This is a genomic window from Pseudomonas sp. GW821-FHT01E10, from assembly GCF_059422365.1.
The window spans coordinates 61317-86144 of the sequence record NZ_JBWKWT010000020.1; the positions used below are offsets into that span (position 1 = coordinate 61317).

The 24828-nt window shown below is 61.4% G+C and carries 22 protein-coding genes; 10 read left to right on the top strand and 12 right to left on the bottom strand.

Annotated elements, in window-relative coordinates:
- Positions 1-40: 40 nt before the first annotated feature.
- The 5 genes from AC07V0_RS25225 to AC07V0_RS25245 all read right to left on the bottom strand — a co-directional run bounded on the left by AC07V0_RS25225 (position 41) and on the right by AC07V0_RS25245 (position 6210).
- The gene (locus AC07V0_RS25225; RefSeq protein WP_018929727.1) at positions 41-1060 is read right to left on the bottom strand and encodes a branched-chain amino acid aminotransferase; all 1020 of its coding nucleotides are present in this window, start codon (positions 1058-1060) and stop codon (positions 41-43) included.
- Between the two features lie 190 nt (positions 1061-1250).
- On the bottom strand, positions 1251-2636 hold the full coding sequence (lpdA, locus tag AC07V0_RS25230) for a dihydrolipoyl dehydrogenase (RefSeq protein WP_477742948.1): 1386 nt from the start codon (positions 2634-2636) through the stop codon (positions 1251-1253).
- 3 nt (positions 2637-2639) lie between these two features.
- Positions 2640-3914: a dihydrolipoamide acetyltransferase family protein gene (locus AC07V0_RS25235; protein WP_477742949.1), complete on the bottom strand. Its 1275-nt coding sequence runs from the start codon at positions 3912-3914 to the stop codon at positions 2640-2642.
- Positions 3915-4973, bottom strand: a complete 1059-nt coding sequence (locus AC07V0_RS25240) for an alpha-ketoacid dehydrogenase subunit beta (RefSeq protein ID WP_495020034.1) — start codon at positions 4971-4973, stop codon at positions 3915-3917. It abuts the gene before it with no gap.
- Position 4974: 1 nt separating this feature from the next.
- Complete coding sequence (locus AC07V0_RS25245; RefSeq protein WP_018929723.1) at positions 4975-6210, bottom strand: 3-methyl-2-oxobutanoate dehydrogenase (2-methylpropanoyl-transferring) subunit alpha; 1236 nt, start codon at positions 6208-6210, stop codon at positions 4975-4977.
- 185 nt (positions 6211-6395) lie between these two features.
- Here AC07V0_RS25245 and bkdR point away from each other — a divergent pair, with 185 nt between their 5' ends.
- Positions 6396-6884, top strand: coding sequence for a Bkd operon transcriptional regulator BkdR (gene bkdR, locus AC07V0_RS25250; RefSeq protein WP_017339472.1), 489 nt, complete (start codon positions 6396-6398; stop codon positions 6882-6884).
- Positions 6885-6941: 57 nt separating this feature from the next.
- On the opposite strand, the gene AC07V0_RS25255 is transcribed toward bkdR, so the two are convergent.
- Positions 6942-7805 (bottom strand): MBL fold metallo-hydrolase, encoded by an 864-nt coding sequence (locus tag AC07V0_RS25255; protein ID WP_495020035.1) that lies wholly within the window; start codon positions 7803-7805, stop codon positions 6942-6944.
- Positions 7806-7968: 163 nt separating this feature from the next.
- On the opposite strand from AC07V0_RS25255, the gene AC07V0_RS25260 reads away from it, so the two are divergent.
- The 4 genes from AC07V0_RS25260 to nahK all read left to right on the top strand — a co-directional run bounded on the left by AC07V0_RS25260 (position 7969) and on the right by nahK (position 14063).
- Positions 7969-8775, top strand: coding sequence for a sulfite exporter TauE/SafE family protein (locus AC07V0_RS25260; protein ID WP_495020036.1), 807 nt, complete (start codon positions 7969-7971; stop codon positions 8773-8775).
- Between the two features lie 208 nt (positions 8776-8983).
- A complete protein-coding gene (locus AC07V0_RS25265; RefSeq protein WP_019648885.1) occupies positions 8984-10168 on the top strand; it encodes a porin in 1185 nt (394 codons plus the stop codon).
- 165 nt (positions 10169-10333) lie between these two features.
- A complete protein-coding gene (gene nosP / locus AC07V0_RS25270; RefSeq protein ID WP_019648886.1) occupies positions 10334-11497 on the top strand; it encodes a nitric oxide-sensing protein NosP in 1164 nt (387 codons plus the stop codon).
- Positions 11427-14063: a hybrid sensor histidine kinase/response regulator NahK/ErcS' gene (gene nahK, locus AC07V0_RS25275; protein ID WP_372240827.1), complete on the top strand. Its 2637-nt coding sequence runs from the start codon at positions 11427-11429 to the stop codon at positions 14061-14063. Before nosP ends, nahK begins: the two co-directional genes overlap by 71 nt.
- 143 nt (positions 14064-14206) lie before the next feature.
- Here nahK and AC07V0_RS25280 read toward each other — a convergent pair whose 3' ends face one another.
- From AC07V0_RS25280 to AC07V0_RS25305, 6 genes are all read right to left on the bottom strand, one after another.
- Complete coding sequence (locus tag AC07V0_RS25280) at positions 14207-14872, bottom strand: response regulator transcription factor (protein WP_018929713.1); 666 nt, start codon at positions 14870-14872, stop codon at positions 14207-14209.
- 57 nt (positions 14873-14929) lie between these two features.
- Positions 14930-15487: a PQQ-dependent catabolism-associated CXXCW motif protein gene (locus AC07V0_RS25285; protein ID WP_495020037.1), complete on the bottom strand. Its 558-nt coding sequence runs from the start codon at positions 15485-15487 to the stop codon at positions 14930-14932.
- A 157-nt stretch (positions 15488-15644) separates the two neighbouring features.
- Positions 15645-16436, bottom strand: a complete 792-nt coding sequence (locus AC07V0_RS25290; RefSeq protein WP_018929711.1) for an ABC transporter permease — start codon at positions 16434-16436, stop codon at positions 15645-15647.
- A complete protein-coding gene (locus tag AC07V0_RS25295; RefSeq protein ID WP_064618312.1) occupies positions 16433-17176 on the bottom strand; it encodes an ABC transporter ATP-binding protein in 744 nt (247 codons plus the stop codon). The genes AC07V0_RS25290 and AC07V0_RS25295 overlap by 4 nt, the downstream gene beginning before the upstream one ends.
- On the bottom strand, positions 17173-18132 hold the full coding sequence (locus AC07V0_RS25300) for a YVTN family beta-propeller repeat protein (protein ID WP_495020038.1): 960 nt from the start codon (positions 18130-18132) through the stop codon (positions 17173-17175). The genes AC07V0_RS25295 and AC07V0_RS25300 overlap by 4 nt, the downstream gene beginning before the upstream one ends.
- 33 nt (positions 18133-18165) lie before the next feature.
- The gene (locus tag AC07V0_RS25305; RefSeq protein ID WP_495020039.1) at positions 18166-19350 is read right to left on the bottom strand and encodes an ABC transporter substrate-binding protein; all 1185 of its coding nucleotides are present in this window, start codon (positions 19348-19350) and stop codon (positions 18166-18168) included.
- 251 nt (positions 19351-19601) lie between these two features.
- On the opposite strand from AC07V0_RS25305, the gene pedF reads away from it, so the two are divergent.
- From pedF to AC07V0_RS25330, 5 genes are all read left to right on the top strand, one after another.
- A complete protein-coding gene (pedF, locus tag AC07V0_RS25310) occupies positions 19602-20063 on the top strand; it encodes a cytochrome c-550 PedF (protein WP_495020040.1) in 462 nt (153 codons plus the stop codon).
- 3 nt (positions 20064-20066) lie between these two features.
- Complete coding sequence (locus tag AC07V0_RS25315; RefSeq protein WP_495020041.1) at positions 20067-20945, top strand: substrate-binding periplasmic protein; 879 nt, start codon at positions 20067-20069, stop codon at positions 20943-20945.
- Complete coding sequence (locus AC07V0_RS25320) at positions 20942-21691, top strand: quinoprotein dehydrogenase-associated SoxYZ-like carrier (protein WP_086946233.1); 750 nt, start codon at positions 20942-20944, stop codon at positions 21689-21691. The genes AC07V0_RS25315 and AC07V0_RS25320 overlap by 4 nt, the downstream gene beginning before the upstream one ends.
- 15 nt (positions 21692-21706) lie before the next feature.
- Positions 21707-22645 (top strand): quinoprotein relay system zinc metallohydrolase 1, encoded by a 939-nt coding sequence (locus AC07V0_RS25325; protein WP_495020042.1) that lies wholly within the window; start codon positions 21707-21709, stop codon positions 22643-22645.
- Between the two features lie 183 nt (positions 22646-22828).
- Positions 22829-24604: a PQQ-dependent methanol/ethanol family dehydrogenase gene (locus AC07V0_RS25330; RefSeq protein ID WP_018929703.1), complete on the top strand. Its 1776-nt coding sequence runs from the start codon at positions 22829-22831 to the stop codon at positions 24602-24604.
- Positions 24605-24828: the final 224 nt, after the last annotated feature.

The following is a 24828-nucleotide window of genomic DNA, read 5'->3' on the forward strand; positions in this document are numbered from 1 at the left end:
ATGGCCGGGCTTTTGTGTTCAAACGGACTGTGGCGTCAGATCAAACCTTGACGATCCAGCCCGCTGGCGCTTCGATGTCGCCGGTCTGTACACCGGTCAGCTCTTTGTAGAGCTTCTGGGTGACCGGACCGACTTCGGTTTCGCTGTGGAACACGTGCAGCTTGTCGTTGTAGCTGATGCCGCCGATCGGGGTGATCACCGCGGCAGTACCGCATGCACCGGCTTCCTTGAAGTCGGACAGCTTGTCGATGAACACGTCACCTTCAACCACTTCCAGGCCCAGACGGGTCTTGGCCAGTTCGATCAACGACAGACGGGTGATGCCCGGCAACACCGAAGGGGAGTTCGGGGTGACGAACTTGTTGTCGTGGGTGATCCCGAAGAAGTTGGCCGAGCCGACTTCTTCGATTTTGGTGTGGGTCATCGGGTCCAGGTAGATGGCGTCGGCGAAGTGCGCCTTCTTGGCCTGGGAGCCTGGCATCAGGCTGGCGGCGTAGTTGCCACCGACCTTGGCCGCGCCGGTGCCTTGTGGAGCGGCACGGTCGTAGCTGGAGATCTGGAAGTTGTGTGGGGTCAGGCCGCCCTTGAAGTAGGCGCCGACCGGGATGCAGAAGATCGAGAAGATGAACTCGGGTGCGGTACGCACGCCGATGTTGTCACCCACGCCGATCACGAACGGACGCAGGTACAGCGCGCCGCCGGTGCCGTAAGGCGGAATGAAACGTTCGTTGGCGCGGACCACGTCCTTGCACGCTTCGATGAACTGTTCGGTGGACACTTGCGGCATCAGCAGGCGCGCGCAGCTGCGTTGCATGCGGGCGGCGTTCTGGTCCGGGCGGAACAGGTTGATCGAACCGTCCTTGCAACGGTAGGCCTTCAGGCCTTCGAAGCACTGCTGGCCATAGTGAAGGGCAGTCGAGCCTTCGCTGATGTGCAGCACGTTATCTTCGGTCAGGGTGCCTTTGTCCCACTCGCCATTACGCCAGTGCGATAGATAGCGCTTGTCTGTCTTGATGTAGTCAAAACCCAGCTTGTCCCAATTGATGCTTTCGTTACCCATGACACCCTCTATCACTTAACAACCGTCGAAACGGTTCAAGGCTTCTGACATTTTTCTGGATGGGGACAACAATACTTCATTCCGGGCCTAAATCGCAGCCCGGATTACGAACTCCGCGACCATCGATGCACCTCGTTGTAGCAGCTGTCGAGCACCGCGAGGCAGCTGCTACCAAGGGTTGCGTTAGTCTTTAAAGGTGCAGGGCATGCCCCAACGCACGCAGCGCCGCTTCCTGCACCGCCTCGCCGAGCGTCGGATGCGCGTGAATGGTGCCGGCGATGTCTTCCAGTCGGGCGCCCATTTCCAGGCTCTGACCGAACGCCGTCGACAACTCCGAAACACCCACACCCACCGCCTGCCAGCCAATAATCAGATGATTGTCACGCCGCGCCACGACCCGAACGAAGCCGCTTTTGGACTCCAGTGTCATCGCCCGGCCATTGGCGGCGAACGGGAAGCTGGACACGATGCAGTCCAGCCCCGCAGCCTTGGCCTCGTCCGGGGTCTTGCCGACCACCACCAGTTCCGGGTCGGTGAAGCACACGGCGGCGATGGCGGTCGGGTTGAATTCGCGGTGTTTGCCGCTGATCAGTTCGGCAACCATCTCGCCCTGGGCCATAGCCCGGTGGGCGAGCATCGGTTCGCCGCTGAGGTCGCCGATGGCGTAGACGTTGCGCATGCTGGTCTGGCAACGGTTGTCGATCTTGATTGCCGAACCGTTCATGTCCAGGTTCAAGGTTTCGAGGTTCCAGCCCTGGGTGTTGGGTTTGCGACCGACGGCCACCAGCACCTGATCGGTCGCTAGATTCAGGATATCGCCGTTCGGGTCGCGAACTTGCAGGGAATTTCTTTGTGAATCAAAGCCTTCAACGCTGTGCTTCAAGTAAAGCTTCACATCGAGTTGTTTGAGTGCTTCGTGCACCGGATGGGTCAGTTCGGCATCGTAGGCCGGCAGAATACGATCCTGCGCCTCGACTACGCTGACCTCGGCGCCGAGCTTGCGATAAGCAATCCCCAGCTCCAGACCGATGTAACCGCCACCGACCACAACCAACCGTTTCGGCACGCTTTTCGGCGCCAGGGCTTCAGTGGAGGAGATGATCGGCCCGCCAATCGGCAGCATCGGCAGGTTGACGCTTGTCGAACCGGTGGCCAGCACCAGGTGCTCGCACTGAATCCGCGTGTCGCCGACCTCAACGGTTTTGCCGTCGATCACTTTCGCCCAGCCGTGGATGACCTGGACCTTGTGCTTCTTTAATAGCGCGGAGACGCCAGTGGTCAGGCGATCAACGATGCCGTCCTTCCACTCGACGCTTTTGCCGATGTCCAGGGTCGGCGCCGATACGCTGATGCCCAGCGCCGAGTATTGGCTGTGGTGCTGTGTCTGATGGAACTGTTCGGCGACGTGGATCAACGCCTTGGACGGAATGCAGCCGATGTTCAGGCAGGTGCCGCCCAACGATTGGCCTTCCACCAGAATGGTCGAAATGCCCAATTGACCGGCACGGATCGCCGTCACATAGCCGCCAGGGCCGCCGCCGATGATTAGCAGCGTAGTATTTAGAGTCTGTTGCATTCCTTACTCCACAAACAGCGTTGCGGGTTGTTCGAGCAAGCCACGAACGGCCTGGATGAATTGCGCCGCGTCCATGCCATCGACCACGCGGTGATCGAAGGAGCTGGAGAGGTTCATCATCTTGCGGATCACGATCTGGCCTTTGATCACCATTGGTCGCTCGACGATTTTGTTCACGCCGACGATCGCCACTTCCGGCAGGTTCAGCACCGGCGTGCTGACGATGCCGCCCAGGGCGCCGAGGCTGGTCAGCGTGATGGTCGAGCCGGACAGCTCATCGCGGCTGGCCTTGCCAGTGCGTGCGGCAGTTGCCAGGCGGGAGATTTCCGCGGCGTTGTCCCACAGGCTGCGGGCTTCGGCGTGACGCACCACCGGCACCATCAAACCGATGTCGGCTTGCGTGGCGACGCCCACATGCACCGCGCCGAGGCGGGTGATGACCTGGGCCTCGTCGTCGTAACGGGCGTTGATCTGCGGGAAGTCGCGCAGGGCCACGACCAAGGCGCGCACCAGGAACGGCAGCAAGGTCAGCTTGCCACGGGTCGCACCGTGTTTTTCGTTCAGGTGCGCACGCAGCTCTTCGACGGCGGTGACGTCGATTTCTTCGACGTAACTGAAGTGGGCGGCACGCTGGGTGGCGTCCTGCATACGCTGGGCGATCTTGCGGCGCATGCCGATCACCGGGATTTGCTGTTCGTCGTTGCGCTGGGCGTAAGCGGCGGTGGCCGTCGATGCGTTCGACTGACCCTGAGCCAGATAAGCCTCGAGGTCTTCGTGCAGAATCCGCCCGGCAGGGCCGCTGCCACGCACCAGGCGCAGTTGAATGCCAAGGTCCAGCGCATGCTTGCGCACGGCCGGGGAGGCCAGCGGACGTTCGTCGGCTTCGCGGGCGACCATCGGTCCTTGGCAAGCGGCAGCCGGACGCGGGGCCGCTGCAGCCGGTGCGCTTTCTACGACGGCTTCAACTTTCGGCGCCGCCACAGGTGCTTCTTTAACAACAGCCGCTGGCGCAGTCGATTCCTTAACGTTACCCGCGCCTTCGACTTCAATGCTGATCAGCACGCTGCCGACCGCCATGACTTCGCCCGGCTGTCCACCCAGTGCAATCACCTTGCCGTTCACCGGCGAGGGGATGTCGACCATCGCCTTGTCGGTCATGACATCGGCCAGCACCTGATCTTCGACGACCATGTCGCCGACCTTGACGTGCCACTGAGACAATTCAACTTCTGCAATGCCTTCGCCAATGTCCGGCATTTTAATAACGTGCGTGCCCATTCAGACCTCCATAACCCGATGCAAAGCCGAGCCCACACGGGACGGACCAGGGAAATACGCCCACTCTTGCGCGTGCGGGTAGGGGGTGTCCCAACCGGTCACGCGCTCGATTGGCGCTTCCAGGTAGTGGAAGCAATGCTCTTGCACCAGCGCGACCAGCTCGGCGCCGAATCCGCAGGTACGGGTCGCTTCGTGAACAACTACACAGCGTCCGGTTTTCTTCACCGACTTGACGATGGTTTCCAGGTCCAGCGGCCACAGGCTGCGCAGGTCGATGACTTCGGCATCGATGCCGGTTTCTTCAGCGGCGACTTGCGACACATAAACCGTGGTGCCGTAGGTCAGGATGGTCACGTCCTTGCCCGGACGGGTGATGGCGGCAACATCCAGCGGCACGGTGTAGTAACCGTCCGGCACTTGCGCGGCCGGGTGCTTCGACCATGGGGTTACCGGGCGCTCGTGGTGACCGTCGAACGGGCCGTTGTACAGGCGTTTTGGCTCGAGGAAGATCACCGGGTCATCGTTTTCGATGGAGGCGATCAGCAGGCCTTTGGCGTCGTAAGGGTTGGATGGCATGACGGTGCGCAAGCCGCAGACCTGGGTGAACATCGCCTCGATGCTCTGGCTGTGAGTCTGGCCGCCATAGATGCCGCCGCCGCAGGGCATGCGCAGGGTCATCGGTGCGGTGAACTCGCCGGCCGAGCGATAACGCAAGCGCGCCGCTTCGGAAATGATCTGGTCCGATGCCGGATACACGTAGTCGGCGAACTGGATCTCGGCCACCGGCCGCAAACCGTAAGCACCCATGCCCACGGCGACGCCGACGATGCCGCTTTCGGAGATCGGCGCATCGAATACGCGGGAGGTGCCGTACTTGGTCTGCAGGCCTTCGGTGCAACGGAACACACCACCGAAGTAGCCGACGTCCTGGCCGAACACCACGACGTTGTCGTCACGCTCAAGCATCACATCCATGGCCGAGCGCAGGGCCTGGATCATGGTCATGGTGGTCGTGGTCATGGCGGTTTCCAACTGAATATTATTGTTGTGATCGTTCATGTCAGATCCCCAACTCCTGACGCTGGCGCTTCAAGTGCTCCGGCATCTCTTTGTAGACGTCTTCGAACATGGTCGCGGCGCTCGGAATCTGACCGCCGGCGAGGGTGCCGTACTGCTCGGCTTCTTTCTGCGCGGCGATCACTTCGGCTTCCAGTTCGGCGCTGACAGCGGCGTGTTCCTCCTCGGACCACTGACCGATTTTGATCAGGTGCTGCTTGAGGCGAGCAATCGGGTCACCCAACGGGAAGTGACTCCAGTCGTCGGCAGGACGGTATTTGGAAGGATCATCGGAGGTCGAGTGCGGGCCGGCGCGGTAGGTGACCCATTCGATCATGGTCGGGCCGAGGTTGCGCCGCGCGCGTTCGGCAGCCCAGGCGGATGCAGCGTAGACCGCGTAGAAATCGTTGCCATCGACCCGCAGGGAGGCGATGCCGCAACCGACGCCGCGTCCGGCAAAGGTGGTGGCTTCACCGCCGGCAATCGCCTGGAACGTCGAGATCGCCCACTGGTTGTTGACCACGTTGAGGATCACCGGCGCACGGTACACATGGGCGAAGGTGAGGGCGGTGTGGAAGTCCGATTCAGCAGTGGCACCGTCGCCGATCCACGCCGAGGCGATTTTGGTGTCGCCCTTGATCGCCGAGGCCATGCCCCAGCCCACCGCCTGGACGAATTGGGTGGCGAGGTTGCCGGAAATGGTGAAGAAACCGGCTTCCTTGACCGAGTACATGATCGGCAACTGACGGCCCTTGAGCGGATCGCGCTCGTTGGACAGCAGTTGGCAGATCAGGTCCACCAGCGGCACTTCGCGGGCCATCAGGATGCTTTGCTGACGGTAGGTGGGGAAGCACATGTCGTCGATGTTCAGGGCCAGGGCCTGGGCGCTGCCGATGGCTTCTTCGCCGAGGCTCTGCATGTAGAACGACATTTTTTTCTGGCGCTGCGCGACCACCATGCGGTTGTCGTAGATCCGCGTCTTGAGCATGGCGCGCATGCCTTTACGCAGGATCTCGACGGGTACGCCTTCAGCCCATGGGCCGAGGGCATTGCCCTGGTCGTCGAGCACGCGAATCAGGCCTTTGGCCAGATCAGCGGTATCGGCTGGTTCTACGTCGATTGGGGGTTTGCGCACCGTGCCGGCATCGGTCAGATGCAGGTAGGAGAAGTCGGTTTTGCAGCCGGGACGGCCCGAAGGTTCGGGAACGTGCAGGCGCAGCGGTTCGTACGCTTGGTTCATGGCTTCTACGCTCGATCTTGTGAATTTCTTGTAGTGAGCTGGCAGTCATTCTTCGGTAAAAGAATTCTTGTCCTACAACAATCATAGGCCGGGCCAAGAAGAATATTTCTCTGTGTTTCGTTGCGCTGGAGGTCATTTGAGGATAAAAAATCTGCATAAACATAAAAAACAGGTGTTTTTGTCTCATGCGCAAACTGGACCGTACCGACATCGGCATTCTCAACAGCCTTCAGGAGAACGCGCGCATCACCAACGCCGACCTCGCGCGCTCGGTGAACCTGTCGCCCACGCCGTGCTTCAATCGGGTCAAGGCGATGGAAGAATTAGGGCTGATTCGCGAGCAGGTGACGTTGCTGGATGCCGACTTGCTGGGGCTGCATGTGAATGTGTTCATTCACGTCAGCCTGGAGAAGCAGGTGGAAGAGGCATTGCAGCATTTCGAAGAGGCGATTTCTGATCGCCCGGAAGTAATGGAGTGCTATTTGATGGCCGGTGACCCGGACTATTTGATCCGCGTGCTGGTGCCGACCATCCAGTCGCTGGAGCGCTTCATGATGGACTTCCTGACCAAGGTGCCGGGGGTGGCGAACATTCGTTCGAGCTTTGCGCTCAAGCAAGTGCGCTACAAGACGGCGTTGCCGTTGCCGGCAAATGGCCTGACCCTGGCTAACTGAAGATCGCAGTTGTAGCGGCCGTAGCAGCTGTCGAGCACCGCGAGGCAGCGTTCGGGGCTAGAGTTGGTTCAGGGGGATTTTCAGGTAGGTCACGCCATTGTCTTCCGCGGGCGGCAAATTCCCCGCCCGGACATTCACCTGAATCGCCGGCAGCAACAGCGTCGGCATGCACAAACCGGCGTCACGCTGGGTGCGCATCGCGACGAAGGAGGCTTCGTTGACGCCGTCGTGAATATGAATGTTGCTGTTGCGCTGCTCGCCAACCGTACTCTGGCATTGCGGGGCGCGGCCCTCGGGCGGGTAATCGTGGCAGACGAAGAGACGCACACTGGCGGGGAAGGCCAGCAGTTTGCGGATCGAGGCGAACATCTGGTTGGCGTTGCCGCCGGGGAAGTCGCAACGCGCGGTGCCGACGTCCGGCATGAACAACGTGTCGCCCACCATAATCACATCGCCGTCGATCAAATAAGCCATATCTGCCGGAGTATGCCCTGGCACATGCAGGGCCGTGGCCTTGAGATTGCCAATGCGGAATGACTCGTCCGGCGCGAACAGGTGATCGAACTGCGAACCGTCGGTCCTGAATCCCGGCTCAAGATTGAACAGTGTCTTGAACACCCCCTGAACCTTGCTGATCGACTGACCGATCGCAATCTTGCCCCCCAGTTCCCGGCGCAGATAAGGCGCGGCCGACAGGTGGTCGGCGTGGGCATGGGTTTCAAGCAGCCATTGCACCTGCAACTGGTGTTGGCGAACGAAGGCGATGATCCTGTCGGCCTGGACGGTCGAAGTGCGCCCGGCGGCGGCGTTGTAATCGAGCACCGGGTCGACAATCGCGCAGTGCCCGCCATCGTGCTCGTAGATCACGTAGCTGTAGGTCTTGGATGCGGGGTCGAGGAAGGCTTCAATCAAGGCGGGCATGGTGGCTGTTTCTGTTTGGACAAGCCTTGAGGGTAGTTTCATTTTCCCTGCGTTGACCAGCCCCGCATCAATTCAATTAATGAAAAAAACTGTGCGGGCTCTATCCTGTCACTCAATCGATACCGGGCGTCCCCGGCCTTTTTTCGCGGATCATGAGTGTTTTATGTTGTTGGCAAGTTTTTTTGGCCTGGTCATGGGCCTGGTGCTCGGCTTGACCGGAGCCGGTGGCGGTATTCTTGCGGTGCCGGCCCTGGTGCTCGGGCTGGGTTTGACCATGACCCAGGCGGCGCCCGTCGCGTTGTTCGCGGTGGGCAGTGCGGCGGCGATCGGTGCGATCGACGGGTTGCGCCATGGCCTGGTGCGCTATCGCGCGGCGCTGTTGATTGCTTTGCTCGGCGCGGTGTTTTCGCCGGTGGGTATCTACTTCGCTCATCAGTTGCCGGAAAAGATTCTGAAAATCCTATTCAGCCTGCTGATGGTCATGGTGGCCTGGCGGATGCTGCGCCCGGAAAAGCTCGACGCCGGCCCGAGCGACCACGGCCACGCCAACTGGGGCCAGAAGAACTGCATGCTCGATCAGCAGACCGGGCGTTTTTCCTGGACCGCCAAATGCACCGCGACCCTCGCCGCACTCGGCGCGGTCACTGGTGTGGTCTCGGGGTTGCTCGGGGTCGGTGGCGGTTTTCTGATAGTGCCGGCGTTCAAGCAACTGACCGATGTGCAGATGCGCGGGATCGTCGCCACGTCGTTGATGGTGATCAGCCTGATCTCGATCATCGGGGTGATTGGCGCGTTTCACGCCGGGGTGCGGATCGATGGTTTGGGCATGTCGTTCATTGTCGCCAGCATCGTCGGGATGATCCTCGGCCGAAAACTCTGCGCGCGGGTGCCGGCCCGAGGGTTGCAGATCGGCTTTGCCAGCGTCTGCGTGGTGGTTGCCGTTTACATGCTGTTTAGAGCGCTCGCCTAGCGCGCACCGGTTCCTGTGGACGCCTGTGTGGCCCGCAGGCTTACACCCTAAGTTCCGGGCCAGGCCGACGGGCGGTCTTACGCCGAATTTGCCGCGCGCTACCGGCCAGCCCAAAGCACCTGACAACCGCCCCCAAGGCAGCGTATGACGCCGCCTGTCCGCTTTCGATAATCGCCTCCGACATCAAGTCCCCGTAGCGGAGCGCGTCATGCACAACAATAAGAACTTCAAGCATCGTTTCTTGCCGGCTTTCATCGTTAGTCTGTCATCCCTGGGCCTGAGCTCAATCGCCCAGGCCGAAATCATGCTGTATGACAAGGACCAGACCACGTTCTCTACCGATGGCTACATCAACGCCTTCTACGTCAATAGCAACGTGGACCGGGCCGGCGATCAGTACGACCGGCGCCAGGCGCGGGTGAAGATGGGTTTTTTACCTAACTATCTGGGTTTCAACATGGGCAAGCAGGTCGATGACCTCAAGCTCGGCGCCCGGGCCTCGTTCTGGGTGACCATCAACGACAGCGAAACCAACGGCACCAACACCGCCATTGACGTGCGGCAGTTCTACGGCACGGTGGCTAACCCGGAGTGGGGCGAGGTGTTGATCGGCAAGGATTTCGGCCTGTTTGCCCGTTCCAACATCCTGCTCGACGAACTGCTCTCTGGTTACGGTCAGGTCAGCGATACGTTGGGCCTGGTGGACGGCGGGGGGGTGTCGTTCGGCAACATCGGCAGCGGTTATCCGTACCCGTTCCCGACCTCGCAGATTACCTATCGCACCCCGATGATGGACGGCTTGCGGGTGGCGGTGGGGATCATGGACCCGGTCGACACCAACGACAGCAGCGCAACTGGCAAGGCGTACCAGAAGAACCCGCGCACCGAGAGCGAGATCACCTATCAGTTCGACCTCGGCGGAGCGAAGATTTACAGCTGGCTCAACGGCAGCTACCAGACCTCGGACAACACCGATTCCAGCGTCGGGTCCGTCACCTCCAAAGGCGTCGGCTATGGCTTGCAGGCGAAGATGGGCGGGCTGTCGCTGACCGGTTCCGGTTTCCAGGCCAAAGGCATCAACCCGTTCTTCACCAACAACGCCGGCGAGCCGACCCTGCGCAATGTCGACAGCGACGGCTACCTGTTGCAGGGCTCCTACAAACTGGGCAAGAACCGTCTGGCCTTGTCTTATGGCAAGACCAAGGACGACGGCAACGGCGTGGTGGGCAGCGGTGCCGATTACGAGACTCGCGGCGTTGCGCTGTTCCATGACGTCAACGACAACCTCAAGCTGGTGGCCGAGTACAACCAGTTTGAAATCAACGGCCACGACACCAGCGCCCAGAATGAAAACACCGATACGTTTGCGGTGGGGGCGGTGTTGACCTGGTAGGGGCTGACTAACCACTCCTTGTGGCGAGGGAGCTTGCTGTGGCGAGTCACCCACTGATCAGGCCACCATTCTCATCCCATCGAACCACCCACCCGCTACCCAAGTAGCATTCGTCACCGCCCGCAGGCTTCGTACACTCGAGCCTCATACAGGCGAGGGGCGACGATGCAGCAGGTTCAGAGCGACGGTGTGGTCAGTGCCATGTCCCAGGCCATCGATGCCCAGCAAGCGGCGCAGGATCTGGCGCGACAACTCTTGCACCCGCATTTGGGCTTCGTGCTGTTCTTCTGTTCCGCCGAGTACGACTTGCAGGCGCTGGGGCAGGCGTTGCAGCAGAGTTTCGGCGGCATTCGGCTGGTGGGCTGCACCAGTGCCGGCGAAATCACCCCCCAAGGTTATGGCCGCAGCTGCGTGACCGCGGTGGGCTTCGATCATCGGCACTTTTCCATCTCTACCGAACTGATCGATGAGATGGAGCATTTCAGCCTGATCGATGCCCAGCAAATGGTCGAGCGCCTGGTCAGCGGTTGTCGCAGCAATACCCTGGCGCCGATCAAGGGCAACAGCTTCGCCCTGACCCTGCTCGATGGCTTGTCCAGTCGTGAAGAAATGGTGCTCGCTGCCTTGAGCGCGGCTTTGGGCGATATTCCGCATTTCGGCGGTTCGGCCGGCGACGACAATTACCTGACCCACACCCATGTGTATTTCGGCGGCGAGTTTCACAGCGGCGCGGCGGTGGTGGTGCTGGTCAATACCTGGCTGGACTTCGAAGTCTTCACCACCCACCACATCCTGCCCAGGGCCGAAAAACTGGTGGTCACCGCTGCCGACAGCACTTCGCGCCGGGTATTCGAACTCAACGCCGAACCGGCCGCCGAGGAGTACGCCCGGCATATCGGCGTGCCGGTGGCCGACCTCGATTACCGGACCTTTGCCGCACACCCGTTGGCGGTACGGATCAACGATCAGTATTACGTGCGGGCGATCCAGCAGGTTCACCCAGACCTGAGCCTGAGTTTCTACTGTGCGGTGGAAAACGGCATCGTCCTCACCGTCATGAAACCCGGCCCGATGCTGCCGAATCTGCAAGGCCTGTTCGAGGGCTTGCGCGAGCGTCTCGGGGACTTGTTGCTGACCATCGGCTGTGACTGTTTTCTCCGGCGCCTGGAACTGGAGGACGCCGGCAGTCTCGAGCAGATCGGCGCGTTTTTGCGGGACCAGCGGGTGATGGGTTTCAACACCTACGGAGAACAGTTCAATGGCATGCACATCAACCAGACCTTCACCGGGGTTGCCATTGCCCGAGGACGCGCCCCTGGACAGCGCTGACCTTCAGGCGCAAATCGCCAGCCTGCGGCACGAGAACCAAAAATTGCAGCGCATCAATGACGCGTTGATCGAACGCATCGAGTCCGGTATCACCCGGGGCAACGACCCGTATGCGGCGTTCCAGCATTCGGTGGTGCTGGCCGAACAGGTGCGTGAGCGCACCGACGCCCTGAACCAGGCCATGGCCGAACTCAAGGCTGGCAACCATTTGCTCAGCGAAGCGCGGCTACGGGCCGAAACCGCCCATCAACACTTGATCGACGCCATTGAAAGCATCTCCGACGCTTTTGTGCTGTTCGATGCCGAGCAGCGGATCGTGCTGTTCAACAGCCGTTTCAAGGCGTTTTGGGGTAACAGCCGGGTACGGATCAACGCGGGCATGCGCCTGAGTGAGGTCAAACGGTTGATGACTTCGACCGGGTTGTTCAGTGAAGAACCCCGGTCGCCTGTCGACGAAAGCCTGCTCTATCGCCTGCACAATGGCCGCTGGCTGCAAGTCAGCGAGCGGCCGACCCAGGAAGGCGGGCGGGTGATCCTGTTCACCGACATTACCGACGTCAAACTCAGCGAAACCCTGCGCCGCGAGCAGGCGGTGGCGCAGAAATCGCATCTATTGCAACGGGCGGTCGACAACCTGTCCCAAGGGGTGGCGATGGTCAACGCCGAGGGCATTCTGGAGTTGTGGAACCGGCGCTTCCTGGAACTCAGCGGCCTGGCCCCGGTGGCGGCTCATCGGCCGTTCGCCGAAGTGATCGCCGACAGCGAGCTGAACCTGCTGACCCCGGCCAGTCGCGATGCCAACGGGCGGTACGTGCAGGAATGCGAGCAGCGCCTCTACGATGGCCGGGTCCTGGAAATCCGCACCCATCCGTTGCCCACCGGCGGCTTCGTCAACACCTTCACCGACATCACCGAACGCTATCAGCACGCCGAAGCCCTCAGCGAAAGCGAGCGCTGGATTCGCTTGATCACCGACCATGTGCCGGCGCTGATCGCCTACCTGAATGCCGATCTGGTCTATGAGTTCACCAACAAAGTCTATGAAGAATGGTACTGCTGGCCCCGGGGCGTGATGCTCGGGCAGAGCCTGCGCGAAGTGCACAGCGAGCAGCACTATCAGCGCCTCGAGGCCTATGTGGCTCGTGCCCTGGCCGGCGAGAGCGTGACGTTCGAGTTCGCCGAAACCAACATCAACAATCAGGAGCGCTACATGCTGCGCTCCTACGTGCCCAATCGCCTGGCCAGCGGGGAAGTGGTGGGGATCTTCGTGTTGATCCGCGACATCACCGAGCGCCGCCGCACCGCCGAGGCGCTGCATCAGGCCTATCAGAACCTTGAGTTGCGGGTGCGTGAACGCACCACCGAACTGACCACCCTCAATGACCAATTGCTGCGTGAAATCGACGAGCGCCGCCGCGTGGAATCACGCTTGCGCGAGGCCAAGCTCGAGGCCGAGCAGGCCAACCTGTCGAAGACCAAATTTCTCGCCGCCGTCAGTCACGACCTGCTGCAACCGCTCAACGCCGCGCGGCTGTTTACCAGCGCGTTGCTGGAGCGCCGGGAACCGGTGGCCAACGAAAATCTGGTGCGCAATGTCAGCAATTCCCTGGAAGACGTGGAAAACCTGTTGGGCACACTGGTGGACATTTCCAAACTGGATGCCGGGGTGATCAAGGCCGACATTGCGCCGTTCGCCCTCAGCGAATTGCTGGAAAACCTGGCCGCCGAATACACCCAAGTGGCCCGCAGTGAAGGCCTCGAGCTGCATTTCATCCCGTGTTCGGCGCTGGTGCGCAGTGACATTCAATTGCTCGCGCGGATCCTGCGCAACCTGCTGAGCAACGCAATCCGCTATACCTACAGCGGGCGGGTGGTACTCGGTTGCCGGCGCCATCACCAGCGGCTGACCATCGAAGTCTGGGACAGCGGCATGGGCATTGCCGAGAACCGTCTGGAGGAGATTTTTCAGGAGTTCAAACGCGGTGACGTACAGCGCCCCGATCAGGATCGCGGCTTGGGGCTGGGCCTGGCGATCGTCGAGAAAATCGCGCGTATCCTCGGTCACCGGATTCACGTGCGTTCATGGCCGGGCAAGGGCTCGATGTTTTCCGTCGAAGTGCCTTTGAGCGCCACGGCGCCGAAGGCATTGCCGAGTTTGTTGATGAGTGAACCGATGCTCGAGCGCCTGCGCGGTGCACGGGTGTGGGTGCTGGACAACGACGCGGCAATTTGTGCCGGGATGCGCACCTTGCTTGAAGGTTGGGGCTGCCGGGTGGTCACGGCACTCTCGGAGGAGGATCTGGCGCGGCAAGTGGATAATTATCACGCCGAAGCCGACCTGTTGATCGCCGACTATCACCTGGATGACGAGCAGAACGGTGTCGACGCCGTGGCCCGCATCAACGCCCGTCGCGCTTCGGCGATCCCGGCGATGATGATCACCGCCAACTACAGCAACGAACTCAAGCAACAGATCCGCGAACTGGGCCACACCCTGATGCACAAACCGGTGCGGCCGATGAAGCTCAAGACGGCGATGAGTCATTTGCTCGGCCCATCCAGATAACACCGAACCTGTGGCGAGGGAGCTTGCTCCCGCTGGGGCGCGAAGCGGCCCTTTACAAACCACCGAGTCGCCTGGATTGACGACTGCTTCGCAGCCGAGCGGGAGCAAGCCCCTCGCCACAGGTCAGCTTTCAAACCGGGCAGTTACCGCCGAAGATACGACCCGAAATCAATATCCCCGGCACTCAATATCGCCTGCACCCGGTTGTGAACATTGAGTTTGCGCAAGATCGCCGAGACGTGGGCCTTGACCGTGGTTTCGGCGATTTCCAGGGTGTAGGCGATCTGTTTGTTCGACTCGCCCTTGGTCATGCGTTCAAGCACCAGCAGCTGTTTGCGGGTCAGCGCCTGGAGCAGCTCCGGCGGGAAGCTCGGGGTCTCGCTCATGCGCCGGCTGGCACCGCTCTTTTGCGTGCGGATGATGTCCGGTGGCAGGTACACATTGCCATTGAGAATCTGCTGGATGGCCTCGGTCATCTGCACCCGTGGCGAGGACTTGGTGATGAACCCCACCGCGCCATAGGTGATGGCTTGCAGCACGATCTGTTTGTCCTGTTCGGCCGAAACGATCACCACCGGAATGGTCGGCGCCTCGTTGCGCAGGTTGATCAGGCCATTGAGGCCGTGCATGCCGGGCATGTTCAGGTCGAGCAGGATCAGGTCCAGGTCGTCGTGTTCCTGGGTCAGGGCCAGGGCGCTGTCGAGGTCGGCGGTTTCCATGACCTCGCTGCCGGGGAAACCGTCGCTGATGACGTTATGAATGGCTTCACGAAACAGCGGGTGATCGTCGGCAATCAGAATTTTGTACATGGCCTTTCACCTCATTATTTTTTTTCAGGGTGTGGCAACAACACGCAAATGCTCAAGTCAGGGAAAAGGCTCGGGCTTCGCCTGTGTCACGGGCAGATTCGCCGCTTGCCAGGCATCCAGTCCGTCGCGGTACCAATACAGTGTTTTATAGCCCATGGAAGCAGCGCGTTTTACCGCGTTCCAGCTCAACCAGCAATCGGAGCGGCAGTAAAAGACCAACGGTCGGGCCTGGTCGCCCGCCGTCAATTGCTGCAAGTAGCGCGCGAAATATGCCTGCCAGGACGGCGTCAGGTCACCGTCCCCGGTATTGGCCAACCAATGGCTGCCGGGCAGGTTTTCGTGGGGCTGGTCTTCAATGAAGCGGCCTTGCAGCCATTGTCGGCGGTAGACGTCGATCAGCACCGGCGGGGGTGTCTGCTTGAGCAGGTCTTGCAGGGCGGGCGTGTCGATGATGCTCGCGCCCTGGAGCTGAGTCGGAGTCGGGCTGCGGTACAGGCCGATGCGATAACCGTCGGCGGAGAACAGCGCTGTTTCGGCCTGTGCGGTGCCCAGCAACAGGCTCAGCGACAGCGCAGCGAGAGAAGGGCGCAACAGAACACGTCGGGCACGCGGCATAGGGGTCAGTCCTTATAGTTATGAACCCATTACATGCCAGTAGCGATGCGTTGTGAATGCGACGATAGAAAGGTAAACCAGTACCAAAGTAGTAATTTGCCCTGGATTGCCGGGTGCGGATCGTTCCCACGCAGAGCGTGGGAACGATCCGGAGTTGTCAGCCGGTTTTGCGCAGGGCGGCGTGTTGCGGGTTGAAGGTGAGCACGGCGAGCAGGGCGAACACCAGCGTCAGCCCCGCGCACACCGCCAGCGCCAAGAGGTTGAAGCGTTCGTACAGCGCGAAGCGCACCAGCTCCACCGCATGGGTGAACGGGTTCAAGGCGCACAGCCAATACAGCCACTCGCTGGAGTCGCGCATTTTCCACAGCGGATACAGCGCCGACGACAGGAAAAACAGCGGGAAGATCACGAAATTCATCACCCCGGCAAAGTTCTCCAGTTGGCGAATCGCATTGGACAGCAACAGGCCCAGCGCACTGAGCATCAACGCCACCAGCAGCAACGCCGGCAACGCCAGCAACAGGCCCATGGCCGGCGGTTGCACGCCGTACAGCCAGGCAATCGCGAGGAAGGCGTACACCTGCAACAACGAAATCAGCGACGTCGCCAGTAATTTGCTGCACAGCAGAAAGGTCCGGGGCAGGGGGCTGGTCAGCAGCACGCGCATGCTGCCCATCTCCCGGTCATACACCATCGACAACGAACCTTGCATGCCGTTGAACAGCAGGATCATGCAGGCAAGGCCGGGGATGATGTAAACCTCATAGGGAATGTAGGTGTCGTAGGGCTCGATGATGGCGATGCCCAGTGCCGCGCGGAACCCGGCAGCGAACACCAGCAGCCACAGCAACGGCCGCACCAGCGCACTGAGAAACCGCGTGCGCTGCAACACGAAGCGCAGCCATTCGCGCAGCACAATGCCGCTGAAACATTGCCAGTAAGCGTTCATCTGCTGACTGCTCCTGAAGGGGTCGAGGTGGTCAGGCGAGCGAAGGCCGAATCGAGGTCGCCGCCATGTTCCAGGCTCAGCGCATCAGCTTGTCCGCTGGCGACCAAACGGCCTTGATGCAGGATCAGCAAGTCGTCGCTGGGTTGCACTTCATCCAGCAAATGAGTGGTCCAGAGCACGCTGATGGTTTGCTCGCGGCACAGGCTGCGGATGTGCTGATTGAGCGCCAGGCGACTGGCCGGGTCGAGGCCGACGCTGGCCTCGTCAAGCAACAACAGGCGTGGTTCGTGCAGCAACGCGCGGGCGATTTCCACCCGCCGGCGATGGCCGCCATTGAGTTCGCGGACCCGCTCGCGACGGCGCTCGGTCAGGGCCTGACGCGCCAGCTCAGCGTCGACCCGCAGCCCGGTCTGGCGTCGGGACAGACCATGCAGCGCGGCGTGATAACGCAGGTTCTGCTCGACGCTGAGATCCAGATCCAGCGTGCTTTGCTGAAACACCACCCCTAATTGCTTGAGCGCCGGGCGTGCCGCGTCGCGCAACGAGCATCCGCCGACGCGGATATCACCGCGTTGCAGATCATAGAGGCGGGTGAGCAGGGCGATCAGGGTGGATTTGCCCGCGCCATTGGGCCCAAGCAGCGCCGCAAAACGCCCGGGTGCCAGGCTGAAACTCACTTGGCGCAAGGCCTCGCGCGGGCCGTAGGCGAAACTCAGGTCGCTGACCTCAAGGGCGTTCATGGCGTCACCACCACGCCCCACGGATAGCGCCCGACCTTCACCGATTTGCTGACCTTGAGGGTACCGACATCGATCACCGACACATCGCCACTGACGCCATTGGTGGCCAGCAATTGCCGTTGATCCGGGGTGAACGCCATCTGCCAGACCCGTCGGCCCACCAGCAGGTAATCAACAATCTCGAAGGTCTTGGCGTCGATCACTGCCACATGGTTGGCCGGGCCGAGGGCGACGAAGCCGTACTTGCCGTCGGCGCTGAGTTTGATGCCCACCGGCTGGACTTTGTCCGGGTGCACGCCTTTGATCTGGAAGCTCAGGGTCTTGAGGATCTTGCGGCTGGCGACATCGAGAATCGTCACCGTGCCGCCGATTTCCGCCGAGGCCCAGAGCTGCGAGCCATCGGGATTGAATTCGACGAAACGCGGTCGTTGATCTACCAGCGTGTTGTCGGCCAGGGTCTGGGTGCTGGTGTCGATCCAGTGCAGCATGTTGGTGGTTTCGCTGGTGTTCACCGCCCATTTGCCATCGGGGCTGACGGCCATGCCTTCGGGCTCGACGCCAACGTTGATCTGCCCGAGCACTTTGGAGGTTTCGGTGTCGATCACCGTCACCAGCGCATCGTCCTCGTTGGAGACATACAACCAGCGATTGTTGGGGTGCAGGGCGAATTGTTCAGGGTCTTTGCCCGAGGGCAGTTCCTTGATGATCTTGCGCGTGGCGACGTCCATCACCTGGACCCGGTCCGAATCACTGGCGCAGATGTACAGCAGCTTGTTGTCGTGGGACAGCAACAGGCCGCGCGGGCGCTGGCCGACGGGCAGGGTGTCGGTGACTTGCAGGGTCTGCATGTCGATCAGGCTCAGGCTGTTGTCCTTTTCGTTGGAGACCCAGGCAGTGCTGGCCGCCGCATGCCCGGCGGCGAGCAGTAGAGCGCATGAAAGCAGGGTGCGGCGCATGGCAGATTCCTTGTTGTTGTGGTGGTAGAGCTTTCAGGGAAAGCGGCAACTGACCTCGGCTTTGTCGTAACCCAGGCTGTCCATTTCGTTGAAGGGGTGCAGGAAGCCGTCTTGCGGCGACGTACTGACCAGCGCCCTGGGTTGCACGATGGGGATCGGCTGGCGCAACTGACCGTTCCATGGCCGATAACTGAGCTTGCGACCCTTGAAGCCGTCCAGCGGCAATTGCTCGCTGATTTCAAGCGTACGAATCGCCATGGCATCGGCCTGACGCAGTTTGCCCACTGCGCTGGCAATGCTGCGCACCGCCATCCAGGCGGCGAAATCCCGATCGTTCATCCAGCGCCCGGCCAGGGCTTCGAAGCGTTTTTGCAACTGGGCGGCACCGTAGGTTTCCACGGTCTTGTGCCAGCCCACCGGGGTCAGGCCCTGGGTGCCGGCGACCGGCCGTGGGTACCAGGTCTGGTAGGGCACGTACTCGCCGAAGTCACCGCGTTCATCGGCGACCAGCACTACGTCGTACTCGGCGGTCTGGGTGAACAACGGCATGTCGGCCTGGGCGCTGCGCCGTTGATCGTTATCGAAGCTCCAGGCTTTCTCCGCCACCAATTGCAGGCCGAAGCGTTTTGCCGCCCGGCGCAGGGCGGCGGCGTAGGCTTGATCGTCGGCGGTGGGGCCGACGATCAGCAGCGCCCGTTGCCATTTGCGCAGCACCAGAAACTGCGCCAACGCATCGGCCAGCATCGCCCGGCTCGGCAGGCTGTGCAGCACGTTCGGCAGGCAATCGGTAGTGCGCAGGCTGTCATCGGGGCTGCCGGCATTGAACAGCAGGCTGTCGGGTAGCACAGCGCTGAGTCGGCGCAGGTTTTCCGCCGGTGCATTCACCACAAACAGCCGCAGGCCTTGTTCGTGTTGGGCTTTGGCGGCTTCGAGCAAGGCGTCGGGGTTGTCGACATTGGCGCTGACCAACTCGTAGCGCTGGTTGAGAAAGTGCCCGGTGCTGTTGCTGTCGATGATTGCCAGTTCAGCGCCCCGCAGGCCAGCATCGGTCGGTTCAGGAATAACGTTCGACAGCAATGGCCCGGGATCGGGGTGATACCCCAGATAGCCGATCCGCACCTGCAACGGTGCATCCGCCGCCTGACTCTGGGTCGCCAGCCCGGCGGCGCAGGCAATCGCCAGCAGGTAGATCAAGGCATAAGGGGCGAGCTGGCGCATAAGGCACTCCATCACAGGTAGCGCCAGCATAGGAACCCATGACGGGTGGGGAAATATGCAGAAAGTATCGATGGGCCAGTACCAAGGTAGTAACGGCGCCAGAACGCCCCCGGACTGTTCGCCGCAAGCCCTACTACCAAGGGAGTAGGCCGCGACCACCAAAGCAGCATAGGGCTGGTGCGACGGGGTTTCTAAGATGGCTGCCATAGCCTCTGTAAAGAGGTTTTGCGTGCAATCTTGAGGGCATAACAATGACAACAAAACGCAACGCCTTGCTCGTCGCCGGACTGCTGGCCGGCTTCCTCAGCGCAGGTTCCGTCTGGGCTCACGGCAACGTGGTACCCCAGGCCGTCGAAACCAAGGGACTGACCCCGATCAAGGATGCCGGTGTGCAGGTCGATGCCGATGGTTGGGCGGCGGTGAACCCGTATCGTTCCTCTCCGGAGCACGATAAAGCGTTGGAAATCGGCTCTTCGGCCTACAACCAGAACTGCGCGGCCTGTCATGGCCTGGAAGCCAAGTCCGGCGGCATCGCCCCTGACTTGCGCAAGCTCGACGTCGCCGAAGCCGGTGACGAGTGGTTCGTCGAACGGGTGCGCCATGGCGCCGTGCGTGATGGCCGAGTGTACATGCCGAAGATGGCTGACTATTTGAGTCAGGAAGCCTTGTGGGCGGTACGCACCTACCTGGACAGCGTGCACGTCGAGGAGTGACCCATGCGCCTGCTCGCGGTGTTGATCAGCGCTGTGTGGTTGTGCTGCCAGGCAGCGCAGGCACAGGTCCGGACCTATGACGAAATGATCGCCGCCGCCGAGCTGAAAGTCGCGGTCTACAAGGACTTCGCGCCCTACAGTTTCGAGGACGCCGGCCAGCCTCGCGGAGTCGATGTCGAACTCGCCCAGGCCTTGGCCAAGGCCATGGGGGTACGCCTGAAACTGATCTGGGCGCCCGCCGGGGAGAAGCTCGACGACGACCTGCGCGATTACATCTGGCGGGCCAGTCAGCTGCACAATCAGCAACTGGCCGACCTGATGATGCGCGTCCCCTACGACCGCGATTACTCACAGAAACGCAATGAGCTGGGCGAACTGGAGAACGGCCATGTGGTGATGTTCGGGCCGTACCAGACCGAACAATGGCAGGTGGCGTATGACCGTCGTCGACTGGACTCGGTGGCCAGCGTCGCGGTGTTCCAGCAGCACCCGATTGGCGTCGAAGTCGACAGTGTGCCCTCGTTTTACCTGACCTCGGTGTTCAACGGCATGCTCGCCGCCAAGACCCACCATTACCCCGGCGTGCCCCAGGCGTTTGCCGCGATGAAGGCCGGTGAAGTCGACGCGGTGATGGCGATGCGCGGCGAGATCGACTGGCAGGTGCATCAGGCCGCCGACTCGCAAGTGGCGCTGGCGGAAAACGCCTACCCGAACATGGGCAAGCAACGCTGGGAGATCGGCATGGCGGTGCATGAAAGCAACCGGCAACTGGCCTATGCCGTGGAAGAGGCGTTGGAAACGTTGATTCGCGAGGGCACGCTCAAAAGCATTTATGCCCATTACGGCCTGCGCTATGACGTGCCCGAGATGTATCAACAATGAACTGGCGCGCGCGTTGGCTGTTGGCCTGCTGGTTGCCCTTGGCCGCGCAGGCGGTTGAGGTCGATCCGGTGCCGTCGGTGATGTGGGCGTTCTATCACAAGCAGATGCTTGGCGACGCACCGTTCGTGTTCGACGAGCGGGTCAAGCTGCTGGCACCGCCGTTCGCCGAAGACGCCCGGCAAGTGCCGTTGGAAATCGACGCTCGGGCGTTCAAGGGCGAAGTGGTGCGAATCCTTGCCTGGGCCGAACTCAACCCGCTGCCGAAAATCGTCGACTTCGAGCCTTTGACCGGTGTGCTGCCCTGGCTGTCGATCCGCATCCGCGTTGAACAGGCCACGCCATTGCGCGCGGCGGTGTTGACTCGCGACGGGCTGTGGCATGTCGGCTCGACCCTGATCGACGCGGCGGGCGGCGGTTGCACGGCGCCGAGCGTGGTGCGCACCCAGCCGGGCTGGGAAGAACACATCGGCGAAGTGCTTGGCGGTCGTTATCCCCGTGGTGAGTTCAGTCGCGTGCGTTTGCAAGTGGCGCATCCGATGGACAACGGCATGGTCAGCGGCATCCCGGAATTTTTCCTCAACCAGGCCGAGCTGCGGGACTCAGACGACCGGGTACTGGCGCGTCTGGAGCTGTTCCCGGCGGTCAGCGAAAACCCCAACCTGGCTTTCGACATCGAAGGTGCGGGGCAGACGCGCCTGATACTGCGCGACAACAGCGGCAATCAATTCGATGCGGCCATACCCTGACCCAAGGAGCGTGTGATGCGCTGGATGCTGTTGTTGTTCATCTGTGTGAGCCTGCCGACCCTGGCCGATCCCGATTACGCACTCAAGCCCCGACAGATTGCCGAAGACACCTGGCTGCTTGAGGGCAGCACCGATAACTTCGCCAAGAACAACGGCGGCAACATCGTCAACACCGCGTTCATCGTCACCGGGCAAGGGGTGGTGGTGATCGACACCGGGCCATCGAAGCGCTACGGCGAGGCCCTGCGCAAAGCGATTGCCGCAACCACCGATAAACCAGTGATCCAGGTGTTGCTGACCCATCACCATCCCGACCATGTGCTGGGCAATCAGGCCTTCACCGACGTGCCGATTGGTGCACTGGCCGGCACCACCGAGCTGTTGCATCAACAGGGTGATGCGATGGCCGAGAACATGTATCGACTGGTGGGTGACTGGATGCGCGGCACCGAAGTGGTGTTGCCGACGCAGACGCTGACGCCAGGCGTGCAAAGTTTTGGGAACCACGATCTGCGGCTGCTGAGTCTGGGTGGGCACACCGGCGCGGATCTGGCTATTCTCGACCAGAAAACCGGCGTGCTGTTTGCCGGGGATCTGGTGTTTTATCAGCGGGCCCTGACCACGCCGAACAGCCCGGGGTTGTCGGTGTGGCTGGCGGATATCGCCACGCTTCAGGGATTGCCGTGGACGCTGATTGTGCCCGGGCATGGGCCCGTGGCAACGGACAGCAAACCGTTCGAGCAGATGCGCGATTACCTCTCCTGGCTCGATCAACTCATGCGCGAGGGTGCGGCGAACGGCAGCGACATGGCCGAGATGATCCGCAGCCCCATTCCTGAACGTTTCGCCGGGATCAACCTGAGCCGTTATGAGCTGATCCGCAGCGTCAGCCATTTGTACCCGCGCTATGAGCGCGCGCAGATGACGCGGGTGGATTCCGGCAAGGATCAGTAGTCCATCTCAGATACGACGCATCCTTTGTGGTGAGCCTTCGTTGATTGGCATCATCCGACCCGCTACCAAGGAACTAGAAATCTCCGCATTGCGGGCAATTGTTGCAAGGGCGGCGGCGCCCAAGAATCTGCACCAGACCGGGAAAATTTCCCGGGTATAACAAAAACCGCAGAGGTAGCCGTCATGACCCAACCCGCACGTCGCCAACCCTTCGTCTTGAGCGTGCTGCTCAGTGCCATGCTGTTGTCCGGCCAGGCAATGGCCGCAGTCTCCGATCAAGACATCCTCCAGGATCCGAAGAATCCGGAACAGGTCGTCACCAATGGCCTGGGCGTCCAGGGTCAGCGCTACAGCCCGCTGGACACCCTCAATGTCGACAACGTGAAAGACTTGCGCCCGGTCTGGGCCTTTTCGTTCGGCGGTGAAAAACAGCGCGGTCAGCAAGCGCAGCCGATGATCAAGGACGGCGTGATGTACATGACCGGTTCCTACTCACGGGTGTTCGCCGTGGATGCGCGCACCGGCCGCAAGCTCTGGCAATACGACGCGCGCCTGCCGGATGACATCCGTCCGTGCTGTGACGTGATCAACCGTGGCGTGGCGCTGTATGGCGACCTGGTGATCTTCGGCACTCTCGACGCCAAGCTCGTGGCCCTGAATAAAGACACCGGCAAAGTGGTATGGAGCAAGAAAGTCGCCGACCACAAGGAAGGCTACTCCATCAGCGCCGCGCCACTGGTGATCAACGGCAAACTGATCACTGGCGTGGCGGGTGGCGAGTTCGGGGTGGTGGGCAAGATCGAAGCCTACGACCCGAAAAACGGTGATCTGCTGTGGACCCGGCCAACGGTCGAAGGCCACATGGGTTACGTCTACAAAGACGGCAAGGCCGTAGAGAATGGCATCTCCGGCGGCGAAGCGGGCAAGACCTGGCCGGGCGATTTGTGGAAAACCGGCGGCGCGGCGCCGTGGCTGGGCGGCTACTACGACCCGGAAACCAATCTGCTGCTGTTCGGCACCGGCAACCCGGCACCCTGGAACTCGCACCTGCGCCCTGGCGACAACCTTTACTCGTCCTCGCGCCTGGCGCTGAACCCGGACGACGGCACGATCAAATGGCACTTCCAGAGCACCCCTCACGACGGCTGGGACTATGACGGCGTGAACGAACTGGTGTCGTTCAACTACAACGAAGGCGGCAAGGAAATCAAAGCCGCGGCCACCGCGGACCGTAACGGTTTCTTCTATGTGCTGGATCGCACCAACGGCAAATTCATCCGCGGCTTCCCGTTCGTGGACAAGATCACCTGGGCCAGTGGCCTGGATAAAAACGGTCGGCCGATCTACAACGAAGACAGCCGTCCGGGTGCACCGGGCTCCGAGGCCAAAGGCAGTTCGGTGTTTGTAGCGCCGGCGTTCCTGGGGGCGAAAAACTGGATGCCGATGGCCTACAACCGCGACACCGGCTTGTTCTATGTGCCGTCCAACGAGTGGGGCATGGACATCTGGAACGAAGGCATCGCCTATAAAAAAGGCGCGGCGTTCCTCGGCGCCGGTTTCACCATCAAGCCATTGAATGAAGACTACATCGGCGTGCTGCGCGCCATCGACCCGAAAACCGGCAAGGAAGTCTGGCGCCACAAGAACTTCGCGCCGTTGTGGGGCGGGGTGCTGACCACCAAGGGCAACCTGGTGTTCACCGGTACGCCGGAAGGTTTCCTACAAGCGTTCAACGCCAAGACCGGCGAGAAAGTCTGGGAATTCCAGACCGGCTCCGGCGTGCTCGGCTCGCCCATCACCTGGGAAATGGATGGCGAACAATACGTTTCGGTGCTCTCCGGCTGGGGCGGCGCGGTACCGCTGTGGGGCGGCGAAGTGGCCAAGCGCATCAAGGACTTCAACCAGGGCGGCATGCTGTGGACCTTCAAGCTGCCGAAGGACCTGGTTGCCAAGCACTAACCCTGGCAACCACAACCTGAGTGGCGATGAATGACCTGTGGCGAGGGAGCTTGCTCCCGCTGGGCTGCGAAGCCGCCCCCCAACGTTCCCGGCCCCAACCGAGTCGTTTGGATTTAAGACTGCTTCGCAGCCGAACGGGAGCAAGCTCCCTGTCTAGTCCTGAAATAGGTTTACACCTGTTTCACCCTCAAAACGCCCGATGCACCGCATCGGGCGTTTTGCAT